This is a genomic window from Azospirillum sp. VT-I1 (assembly GCF_055698305.1).
This window is the reverse complement of sequence record NZ_CP168800.1, coordinates 70,617-89,263: the sequence shown is the minus strand read 5'-3', so window position 1 is coordinate 89,263 and position 18,647 is coordinate 70,617. Positions and strand designations below refer to the sequence as shown.

Below are 18,647 nucleotides of genomic sequence, written 5' to 3'. Positions count from 1 at the left end.
TGGAAACCCGCCATGAGCGACGTGACGATCTACCACAACCCGCGCTGCAGCAAGTCGCGCGAGACGCTGGAACTCCTGCGCTCCCGCGGCGTCGAGCCAGCGGTGGTCGAGTATCTGAAGACCCCGCCCAGCCCGGCCGAGCTGTCCGCCATCCTCGCCAAGCTGGGCAAGGGCCCGCGCGACATCACCCGCGCCAAGGAGGCGGCGGAGGCCGGCCTGCCCAAGGATCTGGACGGCGAGGCGCTGATTGCCGCGCTGTCCGCCAACCCGTCCGCCATCGAACGCCCGATTGTGGTGAAGGGCGACCGCGCCCGCGTCGGCCGGCCGCCGGAATCGGTGCTGGACCTCCTCTGACCCTTTCCCGTTCCTGACTGGAGCCCGCCGCCCGTGACCACCCCCGTGACCAGCAAGCACACCGCCGCAGCCGCGGCCGCCGAACTGTCGACCATCCGCGATTTCCTGCGCTACGGCGTCAGCCGCTTCAACGAAGCCGACCTCGATTACGGCCACGGCACCACCACGGCCTTCGACGAGACGGTTTTCCTGGTGCTGGAGACGCTGCATCTGCCGGTCGACCAGCTCGACCCCTACATAGACGCCCGGCTGACCGCGGCGGAGCGCGAGGCGGTGGCCGGCATCCTCCATGCCCGCATCGACACCCGCAAGCCGGCGCCCTACCTGCTGAACAAGGCCTATATCCAGGGCATCCCCTTCTATGTGGACGAGCGGGTGATCGTCCCGCGCTCCTACATCGGGGAGTTGCTGTTCTCCGACCTGTTCGGCGGCGACGACTTCACCCTGGTCGAGGACCCGACCTCGGTGGAGCGGGTGCTGGATCTCTGCACCGGCTCCGGCTGCCTCGCCATCCTGGCCGCGCGCATCTTCCCGGAGGCGCAGGTGGATGCGGTCGACCTGTCGCCGGACGCGCTGGAGGTGGCCAAGCGCAACGTCGCCGACAGCGGCTTCGAGGACCGCATCACCCTGCATCACGGCGATCTGTTCGCGCCACTGAAGACGCGCAAGTACGACGTCATCATCACCAACCCGCCCTATGTCGACGCCGAGGCGATGGACGCCCTGCCGCCGGAATTCCGCGCCGAGCCGGAAATGGCGCTTGCCGGCGGCGACGACGGGCTGGACATCGTCCGCCGCATCCTGAAGGAGGCGCCCAAGCACCTGACGCCCGAGGGCGGCCTGCTGTGCGAGTTCGGCACCGGCCGCGAGATCCTGGAGGCGGAGTATCCCCACCTGGACTTCCTGTGGCTGCAGACCGCCAACAGCTTCGGCGAGGTGTTCTGGCTGACGCGGGAGCAGTTGAAGGCGGGGAAGTGAGGGGCTAACGCCCCCACATCCGGGAACCCTTCCCCCGCCCCCGGTTATCCTCTCGACGATGCTGCATCGCAGCAGCCGCTTGAGAGGACGACCGCCATGACCGACCGCCAATCCACCATCCTCAAGACCCTGGGCATCACCGCGCTGACCCTGGGCGGGCTGGCCGTCGCCAATACGCTGGCAGCGCGCGCGGCCGAGCGGCGCTATCCGCCGGAAGGAAGCTTCCTGACCGTCGACGGCGTCCGGCTGCATTACATGGAGGCTGGCGAAGGCCCGCCGGTCGTGCTGCTGCACGGCAACGTCTCGGCGCTGGGCGATTCGCTGGCGAGCGGGCTGTTCCAGCGGCTGGCGCGGAACCACCGGGTGATCTCCTTCGACCGCCCCGGCATGGGCCACAGCGACCGCCCCCACGACCGGGCCTGGACGCCGGAGGATCAGGCGGACCTGCTGGCCCGGGCCTTCGCCGCGCTGGACATCGAGCGTGCCGTGGTGGTCGGCCATTCCTATGCCACGCTGGTGGCTCTGGCCCTGGCGCTCGACCATCCCCGGGCGGTAGCGGGGCTGGTGCTGCTGGCCGGCTATTACTTCCCGACCAAGCGGGTTGACGCCGTGTTGGTGGCGCCGGTGGCGACGCCGGTGCTGGGCGACCTGCTGCGCCACACGCTGTCGCCGCCTTTCTCGAAGGCGATGATGCCGGCGCTGCTGAAGACGCTGTTCTCGCCCCGGCCGGTGCCGGACCATCTGACGGAGACCTTCCCCGCCGCCCTGACCACCCGGCCGGGCCAGCTGCGCGCCAACGCCCAGGACGGCGTCACCATGGTGCCCGCCGCCGAACGCCTGCAGCACCGCTATGCCGACGTGACTGTGCCGGTGGCGATCTTCGCCGGTCATCACGACCGCGTGGTCGAGCAGGAGGAACAGAGCGGCCGCCTGCACCATATGCTGCCGAACAGCACCCTGCATTGGGTGCCGGACTCCGGCCATATGGTGCATTACGCCGATCCCGATCTGGTGGTGCGCCGGATCGGCGAACTGGCGGCCGAAGCGGCGCCCCGGCAGGTCGTCGCTCAGAGATAGCGCCGCATCAGGATGCTGCCGCCCTGGTGCGGCAGGCGCGGGTGCCAGGGGATGGCGGCGCGGCCGATCTCCTCGAACCCCTCGCCGGCATAGAGGCGGCGGGCCGGTTCGTTGTCGGCCCAGACATGCAAGGTGACGCGGTCGAACCCGCCGGTCCGCGCCCGTTCATAGAACCAGCCGAGCAACCGCCCGGCGATGCCGTGGCGCCGCTGCTCCGGATCGACCGCCAGGGCGGACAGGAAATAGCTGCCCCAGTCCAGCGTTTCCGAGAACTCGGCCATATGGGCGACGCGGTCGGGCGGCAGGCCGCTGTAATCCTCCGTCCGGATCCAGTCGGTGGGATAGCCGTGGGCGACGCCGACCACCCGCCCGTCCAGCTCGGCGACCCCGCTCTGGCGGTGCGACAGCGAACCGCTGCGCCCGGCAAGCCCCGGCATCAGCATTTCCGCCGCCGTCAGCCCCGGCATCAACCCGTCGAGAAGAAAGCCGTAGACCCCGCCGCCGGCGATGTCGATCAGCCGGGCGAGGTTCGGCGCGTCGTCGGCATCGGCCGGACGGATGCGCAGACGGTCGTCGATGATGTGAGAGGTCACGGCGGCACCTTCCATCCGGAGATCGGTCGCCTAGAAAAGGCCGTCCGGCCGCCGATTTCCAGCCCCGATCGGATCAGCCCTGATCTGCGGCCTGGTTCAGGTCGTCGCGCAGCCGCAGCAGAGCCTCGCGCAGGGACGCCAGTTCCTCGACCGAACAGCCGGCGGCGGCGGCGATGTGGGTCGGCAGGCATGCGGCCTTGCCGCGCAGCGCTGCACCCTCGGGCGTCAGACGGATGCGGACCAGCCGTTCGTCCTGCGGATCGCGGCCGCGGGTGAGCAGCCCCTGCCCTTCCATCCGCTTCAGCAGCGGGGTCAGCGTGCCGCTGTCCAGCCCCAGCCTTTCGCCCAGCGCCTTCATCGACTGGCCGTCTTCCTCCCACAGCAGCAGCATCGCCAGATACTGCGGGTAGGTCAGGCCCAGCGACTCCAACAGCGGGCGATAGACGCGGGTCATCGCGAGATTCGCCGAATACAGAGCGAAACAGGCTTGATTGGAGAGCAGAAGCGGATCGTCCTTGTCGGTAGTCATGGGGCGGCAGTCATGGCTTTGCGGGACCCTGCGAAACGGCGCGCGCCGCCGGGCTGTGGCGCGCCGGTCGATCATGCGTTCGGCACAATCGCGCGCAATAGCCCGGCGGCGCAATCCTGAAGCGCTTCGCCTCAGGTATTCACCTTATGCAACAGCCTTGGGCAACAGCCTCAGGCGACGGTCGTGGTGACCGGGATGTTGCCCTTGGTGGCATGGCTGTAGGGGCAGACCTTATGGGCGCGGGCCAGCAGATCCTCGGCGGCGGCCTTGTCCATGCCCGGCAGCGACACGACGAAATCCACCGTCAGGCCGAAGCCTTCACCGTCGTCACGGGCGCCGATGCCCACGGTGGCGGTCACCGACAGGTCGGCCGGAACGGCGATCTTGTCGCGGTTGCCGACGAACTTGATGGCGCCGATGAAGCAGGCGGAATAGCCGGCGGCGAACAGCTGCTCGGGGTTGGTGGCCCCGCCCTGCCCGCCCAGTTCCTTCGGCGCAGCCAGCGCGACCGACAGCAGCCCGTCCTCGCTGACGGCCTTGCCGTCACGGCCACCGGTAGCGCTCACCTTGGTCGAATACAGGGTCTTCATCGCGTGTGCTCCTTCATTGGGTTCTGAACTTGCGGGCATCGGCATTCGGTCGCCGAAGCGGCGGTCCGGATCATGGGGTGGACCGCCGCTCGTGATCTTGTGAGAAGGAACATCGCTCACAATTCGATTGCGCGCAATGCATTTGGTTATGCGCTATTCAATTGTGCGCAATGCATAGGGTGCATGGCATCCGTTACACCTCCCCCGCTCCGCTGCGAAGGCAGGCTAAAAAAGGAACGCAATAAAAAAGCCCCGCAGTCCTAGGACTTCGAGGCTTTTTCTACCTTCCGCAACTGGTCGGAGCGACAGGATTTGAACCTGCGACCCCCAGACCCCCAGGAAGGGGGCTGCCGGCTAAGGTATTGAAAATATAGGATCACGAGGAAAGAAAGCAGGACGAAAAGGAACCGGATTCACCTCCGACTTCCACACGGAGTTCCACACGCGCCGATCCGGTCGACACCTGATTGCGAAAATTTCCAATTCGCTGAAAAACATATAATTTCCTCATCTTCATTCCTGTTCTCTCAATAATCAATATCAATACTTAACCGGATTTTTAGGGAATTTGGTCACGTCCAATTCTGCTGGTCAAAATACAGATAGGCCGCAAACTATGCCGATTACCGGACACACAAGATCAATCAGAAGCTTTTCTCATCAGATCACAACTCCAAAACGATGACAATAGATTATGGAAAACTCCTACTGCTTGCATAACTTGGATTAATTGTTTACCTTTCTGTTATCGATCGTTAATTATGCGATCTCAACGCGAGGATCATGATGACTTGGTTAAATCAAGGTGAAACTATAGAGAATTTTGATAAATTCCGCGAAATAGTTGGTAATATCCTCCCAGATAGCGGGTATTTCTTCCGCGGAGAAAGGCGCGACGATTGGAAGCTTCTTCCAAAGATTGGTCGCATTACCCCGGCCCCTAAACTGCGCGAGCCAGATGGAAAAATAGAGCTGGATTTAAGGTATCCTAGCGAAATAATTGATGAACGTGGCGCTTTTACTCGATTTAAAGCGGCAGCTCGCCCTTATTTGAATAAAGTCCCGGACAACGATTGGGACTGGATGGCATTGGCGCAGCATCACACTCTACCAACACGACTTCTAGACTGGACAAGCAACCCGCTTATTGCCTTGTTTTTTGCCGTATGCGATCGAGTAAACGATATATGGCTTAAACGAGAGAGATTAGAAACCCCGACTACAGCGGCGCCGCTGCATTTTATATTTGGCGCGTTAAAGGCGGACCGATCGATACGGCTAAGGAAGATCCATTCAATAGCGAGGGATATTTCTTTCCGTCCCACTTATCTCCGAGAATTACTGCACAGGGTGGGCTGTTTTCCGTCCAGAAAAACCCTCACAATCCTTTTGTTCCTCGCGGAACAAGGTATGTAATTCCTTATGAGGCAAGAAATAATTTGCGCCAACAGCTTAGATTGTTTGGAATAAATGATTCATTTATTTTTTCTGATCTCGACAGTCTAGCGCGTGATATACAGGAGCGTATCAATTGTTTATAGACGACTGACGCAACGCGGTTCAATGGCTGCTTAGAGCAACTTTTGATAAGCATTAGAGACTCGGCGCCCATCCACACAGTCGGGCGCCGGTCAGATTGTGCGCCAGCAGCTGCTCAGCCGTGCCGTCGGTGAGCGTATCGGCCCGGCTGGTGTAGATCGGGCGGAAGGCGGCGCAGCCACCCTCAGTCCCGGCTCCACTGGTCGCGCAGCCGCTCAGCAGCGCCAGCAGGATGCCGGCGCAGATCATCCTCAATGCCATGGCGCACCTCTGCGTTTCGGAGTGTCCGTGTGGTCGACTCGAGAGCGGCGTCCTGCCGCCCGGCTTGGCGCTGAAGCGCGCCGAAGGTGACGATCCCCGCCAACACCATGCCGGCGAGGATCAGGCCGGCAGCCGCTCGGCCCAAGCCCGTGGCGAGGAAGGCCAACATCAGGCCGCCTTGCGCTGGTCGTCCCAGCGCCGGCAGAGCATCACCGCCACAGCCAGCCCCAGCAGGGCGGCCACCGCCCAGCCCAGCGCCCCAGACGGCAGCGCCTGCAGCAGCTCCTTGATGGCGGTGGAGATGTCGCGCGCCTGGTCCAGCAGGACGGCCACGCCAGCGAGGCCGAGCGCACTGCCGCCGCTGACGGCGCTGACCGACTTGGCCATCGGCTTCATGGCCGGCGCCAGCTCGGCAACCCGGCTGACCGGGTGGACCTCGTCCGACAGGAACAGGGCCGCCTCGGCCGCCCGGCGCTTGACCAGGCCGGGCATCACCTTGCCGGCGCCCCGCGTCCATTTGGCGAACTCGGCCGCGGCGCCAGCGGCGTCACCAACGTTCAGCTTGCGCAGCAGCGTGGAGGGTTGGCCGCCCTTCAGGGTGACGAACCCGTCCTTGCCTGCGTCCTTGCCCTTGGCCTTCCGGCCGGCGCCGATGTTCATGACGAAGGCCACCAGTGCCCCGCGCTGGTTGTCGGTCAGCTCGACGGTGACGGCGCGGTCGACCACCGCCGCGGCGGTGACCAGATCGGCCTGCAGCAGCTGCTCGGCCTGCGCCTTGGTGATGCGCAGTCCCGGCCGAACGTCCGGACCGGTGTGGCCGTATCCGATCGTCCAGGGAGCGCCGCCGGTGGCGGGATCCGGGTAGGCGGTGAGGCGCAGGCCTTCGGCCTCCATCACCAGGTCGACGGCGGCTTGCGGGATGGCACGCATGGGAGTCCTCCGGGCATGAAAAAGGCGCCTCGCAGGCGCCGGGTCGGTGGGGGTTGGAGTGTTGTCGCGGACGGTTAGGGCCAGCCGGCGGTGAGGTCCACGGCCAGCACCGCTTCCGCGGTTCCGGCGGCGTCGATGGCGTCGTGCAACTCGCCTTCGCGGTCGAAGCAGGCCTGGACATGGTCGGCGACGGCATTGGCGATGCCGATGATCTGGGCGCCGGTCAGATCCACCCAGTCGCCGCTGGCCGCCTTCCACCGGAAGATCATGGCGGGATCAGCCTGCGCTTGAGCGCGCTTGCCCAGGATCAGCGTCTTGGACCGGTCGTCGGTCGCCACCGGGACACCGTTGATGACGATGCCGCCGGTTTCCTTCTGCCAGCGGATATCGGTCGCTGCGGCCTTGTGCGCCGCCTTCACCTCGTCCAGCGGGATCGGCCCGACACCCCAGGTCCGGACGATGCGGCTCCGCTCAGGATCGGGCGTGTCGGTGAAGGTCTCCGCCATACGGTGGGTTCGGCCGTCGAAGGGAGGAACGGTGTTAAGGATGTCCATGTCTGGCCTCAGTTGAAGGCGGTGAAGCCGGTGGGTGCCGCCGCGACCTGCTGTCCGGCCGCGAAGTGGAAGGTCAGGGAGGCGCCGCTGCCGGCCACGGAGTAGGACGGGAACACCGCCGTGCCGGCCGGGATGGTGTAGGCCGGGCTGGCGCCGGCCGCCGGGTCGCCGCTCCCGCCCCACACGGCGACACCGCCAACGATCTTGCCCATCCACAGCCCCCGAGTCGTGGGGTTGTAAGCGAAGCATAGCCGATCGCCGGCAGACCATGCCGAACCGAAGGCGGAGGCTCCGCCGTTGGTGGCCTTGTTGCCATTGCTGAGATAGCCCCAGCCATAGGCGCTGCTGGTCAGGTAATCGTTGGTCGGTGCCAAAGCTCCAGCGACGCCGGCATTGCTGGACCCGACCGTGTTGACCACCACCTCCCAATAGATCGGCGTGCTGACATAGACGGCGGCGCGGCCGGATGCCACACCGCCGTCCGATGTGGTGACCGTGCGATTGCTGTTCGATAGCGTTGCGTTGCCGGACTTGTCGCTCGTGCTCAGCGCCTGCGCGGTGGCCGTGCCCAGCACATTGCCGTTGGCCCGCTGGTAGCTCAGCATTTTCCAGTTGCCGCCGCCCAGACTCTCCATCCGGCAGGTGTCGCCGGCCATCGTGTTGATATCGCCGCCGCCGGTCAGGATGGCCGAGGTGGCGTTATAGGTCAGCGTCACCGGGACGGCGAAGGTGATATCGCGATGCGCGCCGGCTGGAGCGACGCCCCAGGCAGTAATGGGACCGGTGCCGGCGGTGATTTTGATCGCCTTGGCGGTCGTGCTGCCGATGTTGACGGTCGATTCGGCGGCAATCGACGCGGCAGTATCCTCGCCACCGCCGATAGCATTACCGGCGACGGTGGGCGGAGAAGCGAAGTTGATGACACCATTCGACACAGTTACCGGCAGATTGCCGGCGTGGAATATCTCATAAGCATTCTGCCCGAGGGACCACCCGCCATATTTCAGCTTGTTATCTGTGTCGAGCCCCAGGTGCGCGGCGAAGTTGCCCGGCCGGTGGAACGAGATGAAAGCAGCCCCCGCGGTCGCCCCATTGCCCCCTGTCTGCGACTGAACTTCAAGGGCGCCGGCATTGTTCTGCCCGGCAATCCCGGTGGACGCGGGCAGGATGGCACCACTGGCGACAATGGTTTGCTTGCCCGAAAAGGCATTGGAGGCCAGCTTGGCGAAAGTCGCGGGGTCGAAGGTCGCCGCACGGTCCGCCGCCGCCGCCGCCTCGCTGGCTTTGGTCGCGGCGATCCCCGCTTGCTGCGTCGCCGTGGTGGCGGAACCGGCAGCCTCGCCGGCTTTGGTCGTGGCGATCCCTGCTTGCTGCGTCGCCGTGGTGGCCGATCCAGCAGCCTCGCCAGCCTTGGTCGCGGCGATCCCGGCCTGTTGCGTCGCCGTCGCCGCAGAGCCCGCGGCGTTGCCCTCGCTGGTGGCTGCCGCCAGCTTGGAAGCGTTGGCCGCCGTCGCACTGCCGGCGGCGGCCAACGCACTGTTAGCCGCCGCGGTGGCCGAACCCGCCGCGTTACCTTCGCTGGTGGCCGCCGCCAGCTTGGAGGCGTTGGCCGCAGTGGCGCTACCAGCTGCAGCTGTTGCCGACGCGGCGGCGTTCCCCTCGCTGGTGGAGGCCGCCGTCAGGGCAGTGCCCACGCCGTTGGCCACCGTGCCGATGTCCTGGATGCAGGGATCCCAGTTGTCGGCCATGCCACCCACGCCGGTGAGGCCGCCCGGGTTCTGCGCCGTCTTCTCGTCGCCGTTGTAGTAGTTCAGCAGCCGCTGGGCCGCCGCCAGCATGTTGGCCAGCGTCGTCATGTCGTCACCTCACCAAGGGAAATCGTGGCGGCGCTGTGCAGGTCGTTCAGGTACTTCTGGCTGAAGTCCTCGATGACCTGGAAAAGCCCGCCGTAGCGGTAGCAGTCGAAGGCGCTGTCGGTGTCCGGCAGCCACACCGCGGGCCGGTCCGCGTCGAGGAAGTTGACCAGGTCGAACAGGCGGTCCCGGTCGCCGGCCTCGTTGACGGTGCGGTCCAGCGTGGCGGTGCGCCGGCCGCGCCCGGGCTCCACCGCCACACCGCCGCCGGCCAGCTCGGTCACCTTGCCGCCGCGGCGGTAGCCGTCCGCCGACGCACCGACATGGCGGTCGATTGCTAGGCTGTCGCCGGCCCAGCCGAAGCCGATGCGATAGGCCTGCTCGGTGGTGCTGTAGCGGCTGCCGGTCACCCGGTAGGCCGGGCCGTAGATCGTCCAGCGCAGCACCTGCGCGCTGCACAGCGGCATCACCACATGGATGTTCGTCGGGTAGCGCAGGAACTCCCGGGCGCCCAGCTGGCCCAGCACGGTGTTCTCACCGCCAAAGCGCAGCGTCTTGGGATCGTAGAGGCCGGGCAATACCAGGCGGTCGATGCCGCTGGCGTGCTGGGTGGTGAAGGCCAGCGAGGTCCGCGCGCTGGTCTTGAAGGCCTCCAGCCGGATGCGGCCGGTCTTCCACAGGTTGGTGCGGTAGAGCCCGGCATAGGTCAGGTCGATCGGCCGGTCCCACTCCCATTCCAGCACCACCGGCTCGTTGCGGTCACCGATCCGGGTGGAGACCGCGGCATCCACCAGCGGCAGCGTCTTCAGCGCGTCGAGCGGCGCCGTGTTGCTCCAATCGGCAGGGGTGCCGGTGATGGCGCAGTCCTGTTCCGACAGCTCGTTGATATGAGCCAGAAGTCCGGTCGCCATGGCTCACCGCGCCACGTAGAGGGTGGCGCCGCCGGTGCGGTCCGCGATCGTCCGGCCGTAGACCACCACCGGCGCCCCATCGGCAAAGCCGGCGATGTCGTCCTCCACCGTCACGGTGTCGCCGATCCAGATGCCGGGCGCCCCGTCCAGCGCCGGCAGCTCGTAGAGTGTGGGCGGCGCCGACAGCTCGGCCACCCAGGCCGGCAACTCGGCTGCGGCGTCGGCGCTGAAGGTCAGGGCGGTCTCGACGGTGGCCACCTTGGCCGAGCTGCCCCATGCCGCGGCGATCGCCGCGTCGGTGGCCGATGGCACCTCCACCCATTCCTGGGTCCAGCGGGTGGCGTCGGCTGCGGTGGCGTCGGTGGCGGCGCTGCTGGACGGGCTGGGGTTGTGGGCGCAGCGCAGCACCACCTGCTTGGCCGGCGGGTTGTGCTGACCCTCGACATACTGCAGGCCCGTGGTGGTGCCGGCGGCGCTGCTGTAGGCCCGGACAGCCGCAACGGCGGTCGGACGGGGAACGCGGGTCACCACCAGCTGGCCGGCGGTGCCGACATACCAGCCGCCCCGCGGCACGCTGCCGACGAACTTGGCGTAGGCGGCGGCGTGGGTGGTGCCGTCGCCGGCGGCGAGAAAGAGCCCCACCGTGCGCGGCACCACGTCCATGCCGGTGCTGTCCACCGTGCCGGCCAGCCCGGCGCCTGTGGCCAGGGCGGCGATCAGCTCCCCGATATAGCGGCGGTAGACGCCGGCAAACTTGCGGCCCAGCACCTCGACGCGAAAGTCGGCATACTTCACCGTGGTGGTGATGATCCCGCTGGCGAGGTTGACCGTGAAGTGCGCGTTGTCCGCCGGCGTGGCACCGCTCTGCTTGGTCACCGCGACACCGGAAGACCAGCCCCTTGGCACGTCCTGCACCGGCTTGCCGCCGCCGACGGACCAGCGGTGGAAGCCGTCGATGATGCCGAGATAGGTCGGCCGCGCCATCGGGCAGTGCCCGAGCGGCAGCTCCTTCAGCGTGTCCTTCAGCTCGGCCGGCCCCTCGTATCCGCCGGTGCCCTCGTAGCGCTCGGTCTGGATCGGCGTGTCGTAGTCGAGGCGCTGGTCGTAGATCGGCAGGGCGATCTCGGTGCGCTTGGGCTTGGGCTGGCCAACCCGGGCGGTCCAGATGGTCACCGCCTCGCCCAGCGGCGCCCCGTCCTCGATCTCCCGCTCGGTCACCGACTGGATGACATAGTCGCCGGTCAGCAGCAGGTTGAGCGGCCGGTCATCGAGGGCGACGCGCAGCCAAGCGCCGGTGTCGAGGTCCTGCAGGGTGGCGAAGCGCTGTCCCGGATTGCGCGAGGTCTCGTTGCGCAGCACCAGGTCGCCGATCCGCAGCTCTGCCTGCCCGTCCGCGGCGCCCAGGCTGCCGATCGACACCGACGCGTCGGCGCCGGCGGTCACCAGCGGCAGCCAGGTGACGTTCGCCGGGATGTCGGCCGGGCCGGACTGGTAGCCGGGGAAGGTGGCCAGCGGCAGCCGGTGGCGGTGGCCGCTGGGGCGGTGGAACAGGGTGAGATCGATCAGACGCACTTTCATCAGGCGGCCCTCCGGGTGTTGGCGAGTTTTCTGGGCAGGTCGCTGGTGGCGGCCTCGACGCGGGCCAGCAGGGCGGCGGCATCGGCACCGATGCGGGCGCGCTGGGTGAGGGCGTCGCGGCCGACGGCGCGGACCTCGTCGCGCAGGCCCTCCACCGCCTCCAGCAGCTCGGCCACGCCGGCGCCACCGGCATCGAGGTCGGGGCGGCGGAAGGAGACCAGCGGCGCCGGCGCAGGAAGACCGTTCACCGCCGCGTCGAAGGCCGACGCAATCCGCAGGCTGTCGGCGCTGGACGCCACCGCCGCCCCGCCGCCCTGCCACAGCAGCTCCGGACCGCGCTCCCCCACCCACACGGCACCGGGCGGCGTGGACAGGGTGCCGGTGGCAAAGCCGGGGATGCCAGCGGCGTGCGCCTGCGCCCGCACCGCCGCCTCGAAGGCGGCCTGGTGCCCCAGCTTCACCCAAGCGTTCAGCCCGCCATCCAGCCCGCCGTCGTAGCCGGCGGCGCGAACGGCGGTGAGCTGCTGCGCCTGGGTCAGCGCGTCCCAGGCCCGGCCGACGTCGTCCGGCGCGGCATAGCGCGCCCCGCCGGCGATGGCGGTGACGTCGGCGCCGAAGGTGGTGGCGCGCTGGGTGGAGGTGACCAGCCACAGATTGAAGGCCTCGTCCAGCTGGCCACCCCAGCCCATCGCCCGGGCGATGCCGTGCTGCTGCTCGGCCGACAAGCCATCCCATGCCGTCTGCACCGCCGCCGGCGCGCTGTAGCGCGGCCGGTTGTCGTTGATGTTGGTCAGCTTCATCAGCGGCGTCAGCGCCGCCTGCCAGACGGCATAGCTCTGGTCCATGACGTCGCGCAGGCTGGACAGGCTGCCCAACTGGCGCTGCCCGATCGCCGCGGCGTCGGCCCGGGCCTTCTGCAGCTCCTTCAGCTGGTCCTGCGCCACCTGCAGGTCCTGGGTGGCGGTGTCGAGGCTCAGCCCGCTGGTGTTGCCCAGCTCGGCAAAGACCCTGTCCACCTTGTCGAACAGCACCGACGCGGTGCCGCCGCTGGCCGCCTTCTCCAGCGCCACCAGGGTGGGGCCGACCTGCAGCAGCGTCTGCCGGGCGGTTTCCTTTTCCGCATCGGTGGAACTACCGTTCTTCAGCACCGCATAGGCGGCGTCGAAGCGGTCGGTTGCCTCCTGGATTTTCTGGCGCGGCGCCAGCGGCGAGTCGTCGCCCTCACGCAAGGCGGCGCGGGCGTCCTTAAACTTCTGCGCGGCCTGCAGCAGGGCGATGGCGCCGGACTGGATGGAGTCGACCACCTGCTGCTTGGCGGCGATCTCGCGGTCGTAGGCGTCCAGCAGATCCTGCTGTGCCAGGGTGAAGGCTTGGCTCGCCCGTTCCGCCATCTGCACCAGGCGCAGCTGGGTGGTGTCGTAGCCGGCCGCCGTGGCCTCCGCCAGGGCTGCCGCCTGCTGGGCGTCCAGCGCGATCAACCCGGCGCCGCGGCTGTTGCCGAGCGCCGCATACATCCGGCTGGCGATGTCGGCCTGGTAGGAGGCAAGCGCCTTGGCCTTTTCCGCTGCCGTTTGGGCGGCGTCGGCGCTGTCCTGCCACGCCTGGGTCAGGTACCCCACCATGGTGGTGTACTGGTCACCGCTGATGGTGCCGTCGTAGAGCGCAGCGTTCAGCCGGCCCAGTGCCGCCCGCTCGGCCTCGATCGTCAGCGTGCCGCCGGATGCTGCCTGCTCCACCCCCTCGATGACGCCGGCCAGCCCCTTGATGGCGGGGCTGGTGCGGTCGAGGCCGATCCCCTGCAGCCGGTCCAGCGCGCTGGACTTGGCGTTGGGGTCGATCAGGGCCTCAATGGCGACGGCACCCTGCCGCTGCACATAGGCCACCGCGTCGGCGTAGCTGTCCTGCAGCTTCTTCGTGTAGCGCGCCGCCAGCTCGGCCACCTCGCCGGTGGTGTAGCCGAGAGACAGCAGCGCCGGCCGGAACTGTTCGAACTCGATCTCGGCCTGCTTGGTCGCGGCGGCCATGCCCACCAGCGGCTTGGTCGCCGGGCCGAGCCCCATCATCGCCTCGATGCCCTTGCGGGCGGCGCTGGTCAGCTCGGTCTCGGTCGCCAACCCCAGCTCGCTGGCCTTGCTGCGCCAATCGGTGATGTTGGTCTTGACCTGGTCACCGATGGCCTTGGCGTTCTCGGTGAAGGTCTTCAGCAAGTTGTTGGTCGGATCCAGGCTGGCGTTCATCACGTCGAGCTGCTGGCGGAAGCCGGCGGCGAAGCCCAGGTCGGTGGCCAGATCCTCGGCCTTGGTCGCCTTGGAGGTCTGCAGCGCCTTCTTCACGTCGTCGTTGACGCCGGTCAGCTGGCCGGTGCCGATCAGCCCCTTCAGGCTTTCGCGCATGTAGAAGGCGACGGCCTGGTCCTGGTCGGTGAACTCGACGCGCTGCCCGGCCTTCTCGCCGACGCTGGGGGTCACGTACCACTTGCCGTCCTTGGCGAACTGCTGGATGAGCCCCGTGTTGGCGCCGTCGCCACCGGTCAGCTTGCCGCCGATCCCGGCCACCACCGTGTTCATCGACGCGGCGACGGCATCGGTCAGCTGCTGCATCTGGCCGGCGTCGGCGCCGTTGTCCGCCAGGGCGGTGTCGGTGCGGAAACCGCCCTTGCCGTCCATGACGATGTTGCCGGAGCTGTTGGGACCGACGGTCGCTTTCTGCGTCCCGATCATCCCCATGATGCCGCCGACCACCGCGCCGATCGCCAGCCCGATCGGCCCGCCGATGGCGCCCAGCCCCATGTAAGCGGCGAGCGCCGACGCACCGGCGCCCAGCGCCGCGCCCGACAGGCCACCTACAGCTTTCGAGTTGGTCAGGGTGCCCAGGTAGGCCCCGCCCATGCCACCCAAGGCGCCGGCGCCGGTGGCGCCCAGATAGGCCGAGAGACCGGTCCCGGCAGCCACGCCACCGGCCGCACCGCCCGAAGAACCGGCCACCACCGTGGGAGAGGCCGAGACGGCCAAGCCAGGGTTGGCGGCCTGCAGCATGGCCGTCTGAGACGCCAGCACCTCGGCAGACGGTGCCAGCACCGTTTGCCCGGCAAGCGTCGTCGCTTGGCTGCCGATGCCGAGCGCGCTGTAACCGAAGCTGTCGATGGCCCCGGACAGGCCGCCTGGGATGATCTTGTCGAGCGCCCAGCCGGCGCCCTTCGACAACGCGGTGTTGGTCAGGCTGCCGGTGAGTCCGCCACCCTGCGCCTGTCCCGATTGCTCGCCGCTGCCGCCGAACAGGTCGAACACGGTGGGCAGGTTGGTGCCCATCACCATGTTCTTCAGCGGGTTGATGACGGCCATCTTCAGCGCGAGCTGCTGCAGCTCCACGCTGACGGTGCCGATGGCGTCGGCCCACGACATGGTCGACTTGCCGGCGGCAGACAGCTTCTGCAGGATGGCGTCGAAGCTGCGATCCCCGAACTGCTCCAGCTCCTGGTAGGCGGCGTTGGTCCGCTCCAGCGCCAGGTTCTGCCGGGCGAGCGCTTCGGCGTTGGCCAGATAGGCCTGCCCCTCCCGGCTGGCGGCGTCGATGTTGCGCTCGCGCAGGTCGATCAGGGCCTGGGTGCGGGCCAGCTCCACCGCGCGCTGTTCGGCCGACGCGCCGATCAGCTGCAGCTGCTTCTGTCCCAGCTCCAGCTGGTCGCGCTGCCGCTGCAGCATCGGCCCGGCCGCCACCGCCGACTCCAGCTGCTGCGCCTGGGTCAGCAACTCGATGTAATGGGCCTTGGCCTCATTGTAGAGCTGGGTTCCCTGCTCGCCTTCCTTCAGCGCCAGCGTGTGGGCCTGCTCGGCCAGCTCCGCCGCCTTGACCAGCTGCGGCCCCTGCCCATAGGCGGCCACCAGCGCTTTCTGGGCCTCGATCCGGGCCAGGATCGGCTGGGTGGACTCGGTGCGGAGCTGCTGCTGGGTGGACCGCTCCTGTGCCTCCAGGTTGGTCCGGGTGGCCGCGGACAGTCCACGGACCGCCGCAGCCGCGACCTGGTTCTCGATCGTGGCCCGCCGGGTCGCTGCCTCGCCCTTGCCGGCAGCAGCGGCCAGCCGCGCCTGCGCATCGGTCTGCAGCTGCAGCTGCAGCGTGCCCTGCGCCGCCGCCCCGGCCAACTGCGCCTGCGACGACGATTGCAGCACGGCCCAACGCTGCTGCAGGTCGAGCGGCAGCGACTTCAGAACCGCCCCGAAATCCTGGGTCGTCAGCAGAGTCTTCGCTGTCTCCGCCCCAAGGCCGGGGTATTCCAGCGCGACCTTGGCCAGCTCGATGCGGTTCTGGGCGTGCGCCTTGGCCGCATCGGTGACCGCACCGGCCAACAGGCGCTGCCCGTTGGCCTGCCGCTCCAGCTCGGCGGTCTGGTCCCTGGTTTCCAGACCGACGATCGGGCGCAGCGTCGCATCGGCGGCGTCGCGCTTGCGCCGCCACAGGTCGAGATCCTTGGCATCGCCGTTCGTCGGCTCCGGCCCGACCAATTCGGCCAGCCGCCGCTGGTAGCCGGCCGGCACCTCCAACTGCTTGGACTTGGCCACCAGGTCGGCGAGCTTCGCCGTCAGTCCGGCGACCTCACCGCCCATTGTCTGGAAGCCGGATGCCGCCGTGCCCGCGTTGGTGCCGACACCGAGCACGGCCTTGGCCGCGTCGTCGGCGGTGCCGTTCAGCAGCGCCAGCCCCGCCTCGGTCTCCTTGACCTCCTGCTTTGCCTTGGCCAGCGGGGCGGCCCACTCCGCGAAGGCCTTGACCAGCGGCTTCAGCCGGGCGTCCTGCTTGGCCAGTTTGTCGATGGCGGCAAACAGCGCCTCGGCGTCGATGGCGCCGGCGAGGAATTGCTGCTGAAGCTCGCGCGCCGGACCGAAGACCTTGGCGGCGTCCTCCTTCGACAGGCCGGACTCGTAGGCGGCGCGGTCGATCTTGAAGGCACCGGCCCGCGCATAGGTCTCTTCCTGCTTCACCGCCGCCAGGGCGGCGTCGCGGGCGGCCTCCAGGTTCTGACGACGCAGGGCGGCGACCGCCTCCGTCATCGTCTTCACCTTGCCGGTGCTGCGGTCGAAGGCGGAGTCGAAGTCCCGCATCGCGTCGCTGTGCAGACGCGTCGCCTGTTCCGATGCGGTCATCCCGCTGGAAAAGACCGCGACCGCCGCGGCGCCCGCCAGCAGGGCGGCCCCCACCGGGCCACCCACCAGGGCCATGGCTCCCGACAGCAGGGCCATGCCGCGCGAGGCGACCGTGGCCGCCACGCCGGTGCCGGCGATGGCGGAGGCCTGGGCACTCTGCGCCATGGTCAGCGCGACCGTGGTCTCAGCCACCCGCGCATCGGCCGCCGCCCGCGCGGTGCGGGCGGCGATCAGCGCCTCCTCGGCCAGCACCAGGCGCGCGGTCTTGCCGATGGCGGCGTCGAGCGCCGCCGCCGCCTCGTATTGCGTCGCGCGGGCAGCCAGGTCGGACCGCGCCTTGGCCTGGGCAGCCTGGGCGGCGGCAACGTCGGCGGCCGCCGCCTCCACCGTCGCGGCGGCGCCGGCGCGCAGCGCGGCCTCCTTCTGCAGCAGGTGGCCGGTGTTGGTCAGCAGCTCCTTGCGCAGCGCCACCTGGGACGCGGCGAACTGCCCGGCCGCCTGAATGGCCGGCCCGATGCCGCGGGCAACGAAGGCCGCCCCCAACGCCAGAGCTGTGGTTTCCGCCGCTGCCGTCACCCGGTCGAAGTTGTCGGCAAGCCCGGCCATGGCCGGCTGCACCGCGGACAGCAGCCGGTCGCCCAGCTCGACGCGGTAGACCTCGGCCGCCGCACGCAGGCGGCTGGCCACCTGCTCTCCGGTCTCGGCCAGGCGGCTGTAGGCGGCCTCGGTGGCACCGACCTTGTTCTGCAGCTCCTGCTGCGCGTCGGCAAACGCGGTGCTTTCCCGGCTGGCCAGGGCCATCACCGGCAACAGGGCCTCGACACCGCCGAACAGCAGGGCCATCGACTCGGAGCTGCCGCCGGTCTTGTCGGCCACTTCCTGGAGGAAGTTGGCGAATCCCTTCGCCTTCAGCGCGCCGGCGTTGAACTCCAGGCCCAGCGCGCGGGCAGTCGCAGTGGCCTCCTGCGACGGCTTCAGCACGGCGGCGATCACCGACCGCATGCCGTCCATGGCGGTGGAGGTCTTGATGCCGTTGGCGGTCAGCGCCGCGGCTGCGGCCATCAGCTCGTCCAGCGACACCCCGGTCTGCGCCGCGATCGGGGCGACCTGCCCGATGTAGGAGGCCAGCTCCTTGATGTTGGTCTTGCCGGCGGCGGCGGACGCGAAGAAGGCGTCGGCGACATTGGCCGCACCGCCGGCAGCGGCACCGTAGGAGTTGAGAACGGAGGTCAGGCCATCGGCGGCGGTCTGCACGTCGGTGACGCCGCCGATCGCCAGCCGGTTGGCCTCGGTCAGCACCGAGATGGCATTGGCCGCACTGTAGGCGCCGGCGGAAATGACCTCGTAGAGGGCCTTGGCCTGGTCGGTCGGCAGCCCGCCGAACTGCCGCGCCAGATCCTTGACCTGGGCGGCGTAGCGGCTGGTGTCGGCCCCCTTCAGCAGCGTGCCGACCTGCGCGATGGCGGTTTGGAACGCCATTGCGGCCCTGGTGGCCTCCACCAGGGAATCGGCGGCTCCGGCGCCGAGCTGCACGCCGGCCAGAGCCACCACGGCGGTGGCGACGCCGGACGCGGACCGGCCCAGCGCGTCGAAGCTGGACGATGCGCGGCGCACGGAACCGTCGACACGGCCGGCGAACTGGTCGACGCGGGCTTCCGCCTGCGACAGCACCCGCCGCAGGCCGCTATCGTCCGCACCGACCGGCACCATCATGCCGGGGAAATCAGCCATGCCGGTCTCCGGAAACAGAAAGGGCGCC

At 68.4% G+C, this 18,647-nt stretch carries 14 protein-coding genes; 4 read left to right on the top strand and 10 right to left on the bottom strand.

Translation table 11 applies throughout. From position 1 onward, the window contains the following. Window positions 1-12 precede the first annotated feature (12 nt). The 3 genes from arsC to AB8P05_RS00460 all read left to right on the top strand — a co-directional run bounded on the left by arsC (window position 13) and on the right by AB8P05_RS00460 (window position 2,409). Window positions 13-354 (top strand): arsenate reductase (glutaredoxin), encoded by a 342-nt coding sequence (gene arsC / locus AB8P05_RS00470; protein WP_472758376.1) that lies wholly within the window; start codon window positions 13-15, stop codon window positions 352-354. Between the two features lie 33 nt (window positions 355-387). Further along, window positions 388-1,332 carry a 50S ribosomal protein L3 N(5)-glutamine methyltransferase gene (gene prmB, locus AB8P05_RS00465; RefSeq protein WP_472758375.1) on the top strand — a complete coding sequence of 315 codons (945 nt, stop codon included), beginning with the start codon at window positions 388-390 and terminating at the stop codon, window positions 1,330-1,332. A gap of 96 nt (window positions 1,333-1,428) precedes the next feature. Further along, a complete protein-coding gene (locus AB8P05_RS00460; protein ID WP_472758374.1) occupies window positions 1,429-2,409 on the top strand; it encodes an alpha/beta fold hydrolase in 981 nt (326 codons plus the stop codon). Here the strand turns inward: AB8P05_RS00460 and AB8P05_RS00455 are convergent. From AB8P05_RS00455 to AB8P05_RS00445, 3 genes are all read right to left on the bottom strand, one after another. After that, entirely contained in the window at window positions 2,400-3,002 is a 603-nt protein-coding gene (locus tag AB8P05_RS00455) for a GNAT family N-acetyltransferase (protein ID WP_472758373.1), read from the bottom strand. The genes AB8P05_RS00460 and AB8P05_RS00455 overlap by 10 nt on opposite strands. A 73-nt stretch (window positions 3,003-3,075) precedes the next feature. Next, window positions 3,076-3,531 carry a MarR family winged helix-turn-helix transcriptional regulator gene (locus AB8P05_RS00450; protein ID WP_472758372.1) on the bottom strand — a complete coding sequence of 152 codons (456 nt, stop codon included), beginning with the start codon at window positions 3,529-3,531 and terminating at the stop codon, window positions 3,076-3,078. A gap of 170 nt (window positions 3,532-3,701) precedes the next feature. Continuing rightward, on the bottom strand, window positions 3,702-4,121 hold the full coding sequence (locus AB8P05_RS00445; RefSeq protein WP_149223271.1) for an organic hydroperoxide resistance protein: 420 nt from the start codon (window positions 4,119-4,121) through the stop codon (window positions 3,702-3,704). Window positions 4,122-4,904: 783 nt separating this feature from the next. On the opposite strand from AB8P05_RS00445, the gene AB8P05_RS00440 reads away from it, so the two are divergent. Next, window positions 4,905-5,537, top strand: a complete 633-nt coding sequence (locus AB8P05_RS00440; RefSeq protein WP_472758370.1) for an FRG domain-containing protein — start codon at window positions 4,905-4,907, stop codon at window positions 5,535-5,537. A gap of 177 nt (window positions 5,538-5,714) precedes the next feature. Here the strand turns inward: AB8P05_RS00440 and AB8P05_RS00435 are convergent, their stop codons facing one another. From AB8P05_RS00435 to AB8P05_RS00405, 7 genes are all read right to left on the bottom strand, one after another. Further along, window positions 5,715-5,921 (bottom strand): hypothetical protein, encoded by a 207-nt coding sequence (locus AB8P05_RS00435; RefSeq protein ID WP_472758369.1) that lies wholly within the window; start codon window positions 5,919-5,921, stop codon window positions 5,715-5,717. Window positions 5,922-6,089: 168 nt separating this feature from the next. Beyond that, entirely contained in the window at window positions 6,090-6,851 is a 762-nt protein-coding gene (locus tag AB8P05_RS00430; RefSeq protein WP_472758368.1) for a lysozyme, read from the bottom strand. 74 nt (window positions 6,852-6,925) lie between these two features. Then, entirely contained in the window at window positions 6,926-7,405 is a 480-nt protein-coding gene (locus AB8P05_RS00425) for a DUF4376 domain-containing protein (protein WP_472758367.1), read from the bottom strand. A gap of 8 nt (window positions 7,406-7,413) precedes the next feature. Further along, window positions 7,414-9,261 (bottom strand): hypothetical protein, encoded by a 1,848-nt coding sequence (locus AB8P05_RS00420; RefSeq protein WP_472758366.1) that lies wholly within the window; start codon window positions 9,259-9,261, stop codon window positions 7,414-7,416. Further along, complete coding sequence (locus AB8P05_RS00415; RefSeq protein WP_472758365.1) at window positions 9,258-10,169, bottom strand: hypothetical protein; 912 nt, start codon at window positions 10,167-10,169, stop codon at window positions 9,258-9,260. Before AB8P05_RS00415 ends, AB8P05_RS00420 begins: the two co-directional genes overlap by 4 nt. A 3-nt stretch (window positions 10,170-10,172) precedes the next feature. Beyond that, window positions 10,173-11,747 carry a hypothetical protein gene (locus AB8P05_RS00410; protein ID WP_472758364.1) on the bottom strand — a complete coding sequence of 525 codons (1,575 nt, stop codon included), beginning with the start codon at window positions 11,745-11,747 and terminating at the stop codon, window positions 10,173-10,175. Beyond that, window positions 11,747-18,619: a phage tail tape measure protein gene (locus tag AB8P05_RS00405; protein ID WP_472758363.1), complete on the bottom strand. Its 6,873-nt coding sequence runs from the start codon at window positions 18,617-18,619 to the stop codon at window positions 11,747-11,749. The genes AB8P05_RS00410 and AB8P05_RS00405 overlap by 1 nt, the downstream gene beginning before the upstream one ends. Between the last annotated feature and the right edge of the window lie 28 nt (window positions 18,620-18,647).

Bases quoted from the DNA above. Each gene is read 5' to 3' on its own strand.
- arsC (WP_472758376.1), top strand. From the start codon at position 13: ATGAGCGACGTGACGATCTACCACAACCCGCGCTGCAGCAAGTCGCGC.
- AB8P05_RS00460 (WP_472758374.1), top strand. From the start codon at position 1,429: ATGACCGACCGCCAATCCACCATCCTCAAGACCCTGGGCATCACCGCG.
- AB8P05_RS00450 (WP_472758372.1), bottom strand. From the start codon at position 3,531: ATGACTACCGACAAGGACGATCCGCTTCTGCTCTCCAATCAAGCCTGT.
- AB8P05_RS00445 (WP_149223271.1), bottom strand. From the start codon at position 4,121: ATGAAGACCCTGTATTCGACCAAGGTGAGCGCTACCGGTGGCCGTGAC.
- AB8P05_RS00440 (WP_472758370.1), top strand. From the start codon at position 4,905: ATGATGACTTGGTTAAATCAAGGTGAAACTATAGAGAATTTTGATAAA.
- AB8P05_RS00435 (WP_472758369.1), bottom strand. From the start codon at position 5,921: ATGGCATTGAGGATGATCTGCGCCGGCATCCTGCTGGCGCTGCTGAGC.
- AB8P05_RS00430 (WP_472758368.1), bottom strand. From the start codon at position 6,851: ATGCGTGCCATCCCGCAAGCCGCCGTCGACCTGGTGATGGAGGCCGAA.
- AB8P05_RS00425 (WP_472758367.1), bottom strand. From the start codon at position 7,405: ATGGACATCCTTAACACCGTTCCTCCCTTCGACGGCCGAACCCACCGT.
- AB8P05_RS00420 (WP_472758366.1), bottom strand. From the start codon at position 9,261: ATGACGACGCTGGCCAACATGCTGGCGGCGGCCCAGCGGCTGCTGAAC.
- AB8P05_RS00415 (WP_472758365.1), bottom strand. From the start codon at position 10,169: ATGGCGACCGGACTTCTGGCTCATATCAACGAGCTGTCGGAACAGGAC.
- AB8P05_RS00410 (WP_472758364.1), bottom strand. From the start codon at position 11,747: ATGAAAGTGCGTCTGATCGATCTCACCCTGTTCCACCGCCCCAGCGGC.
- AB8P05_RS00405 (WP_472758363.1), bottom strand. From the start codon at position 18,619: ATGGCTGATTTCCCCGGCATGATGGTGCCGGTCGGTGCGGACGATAGC.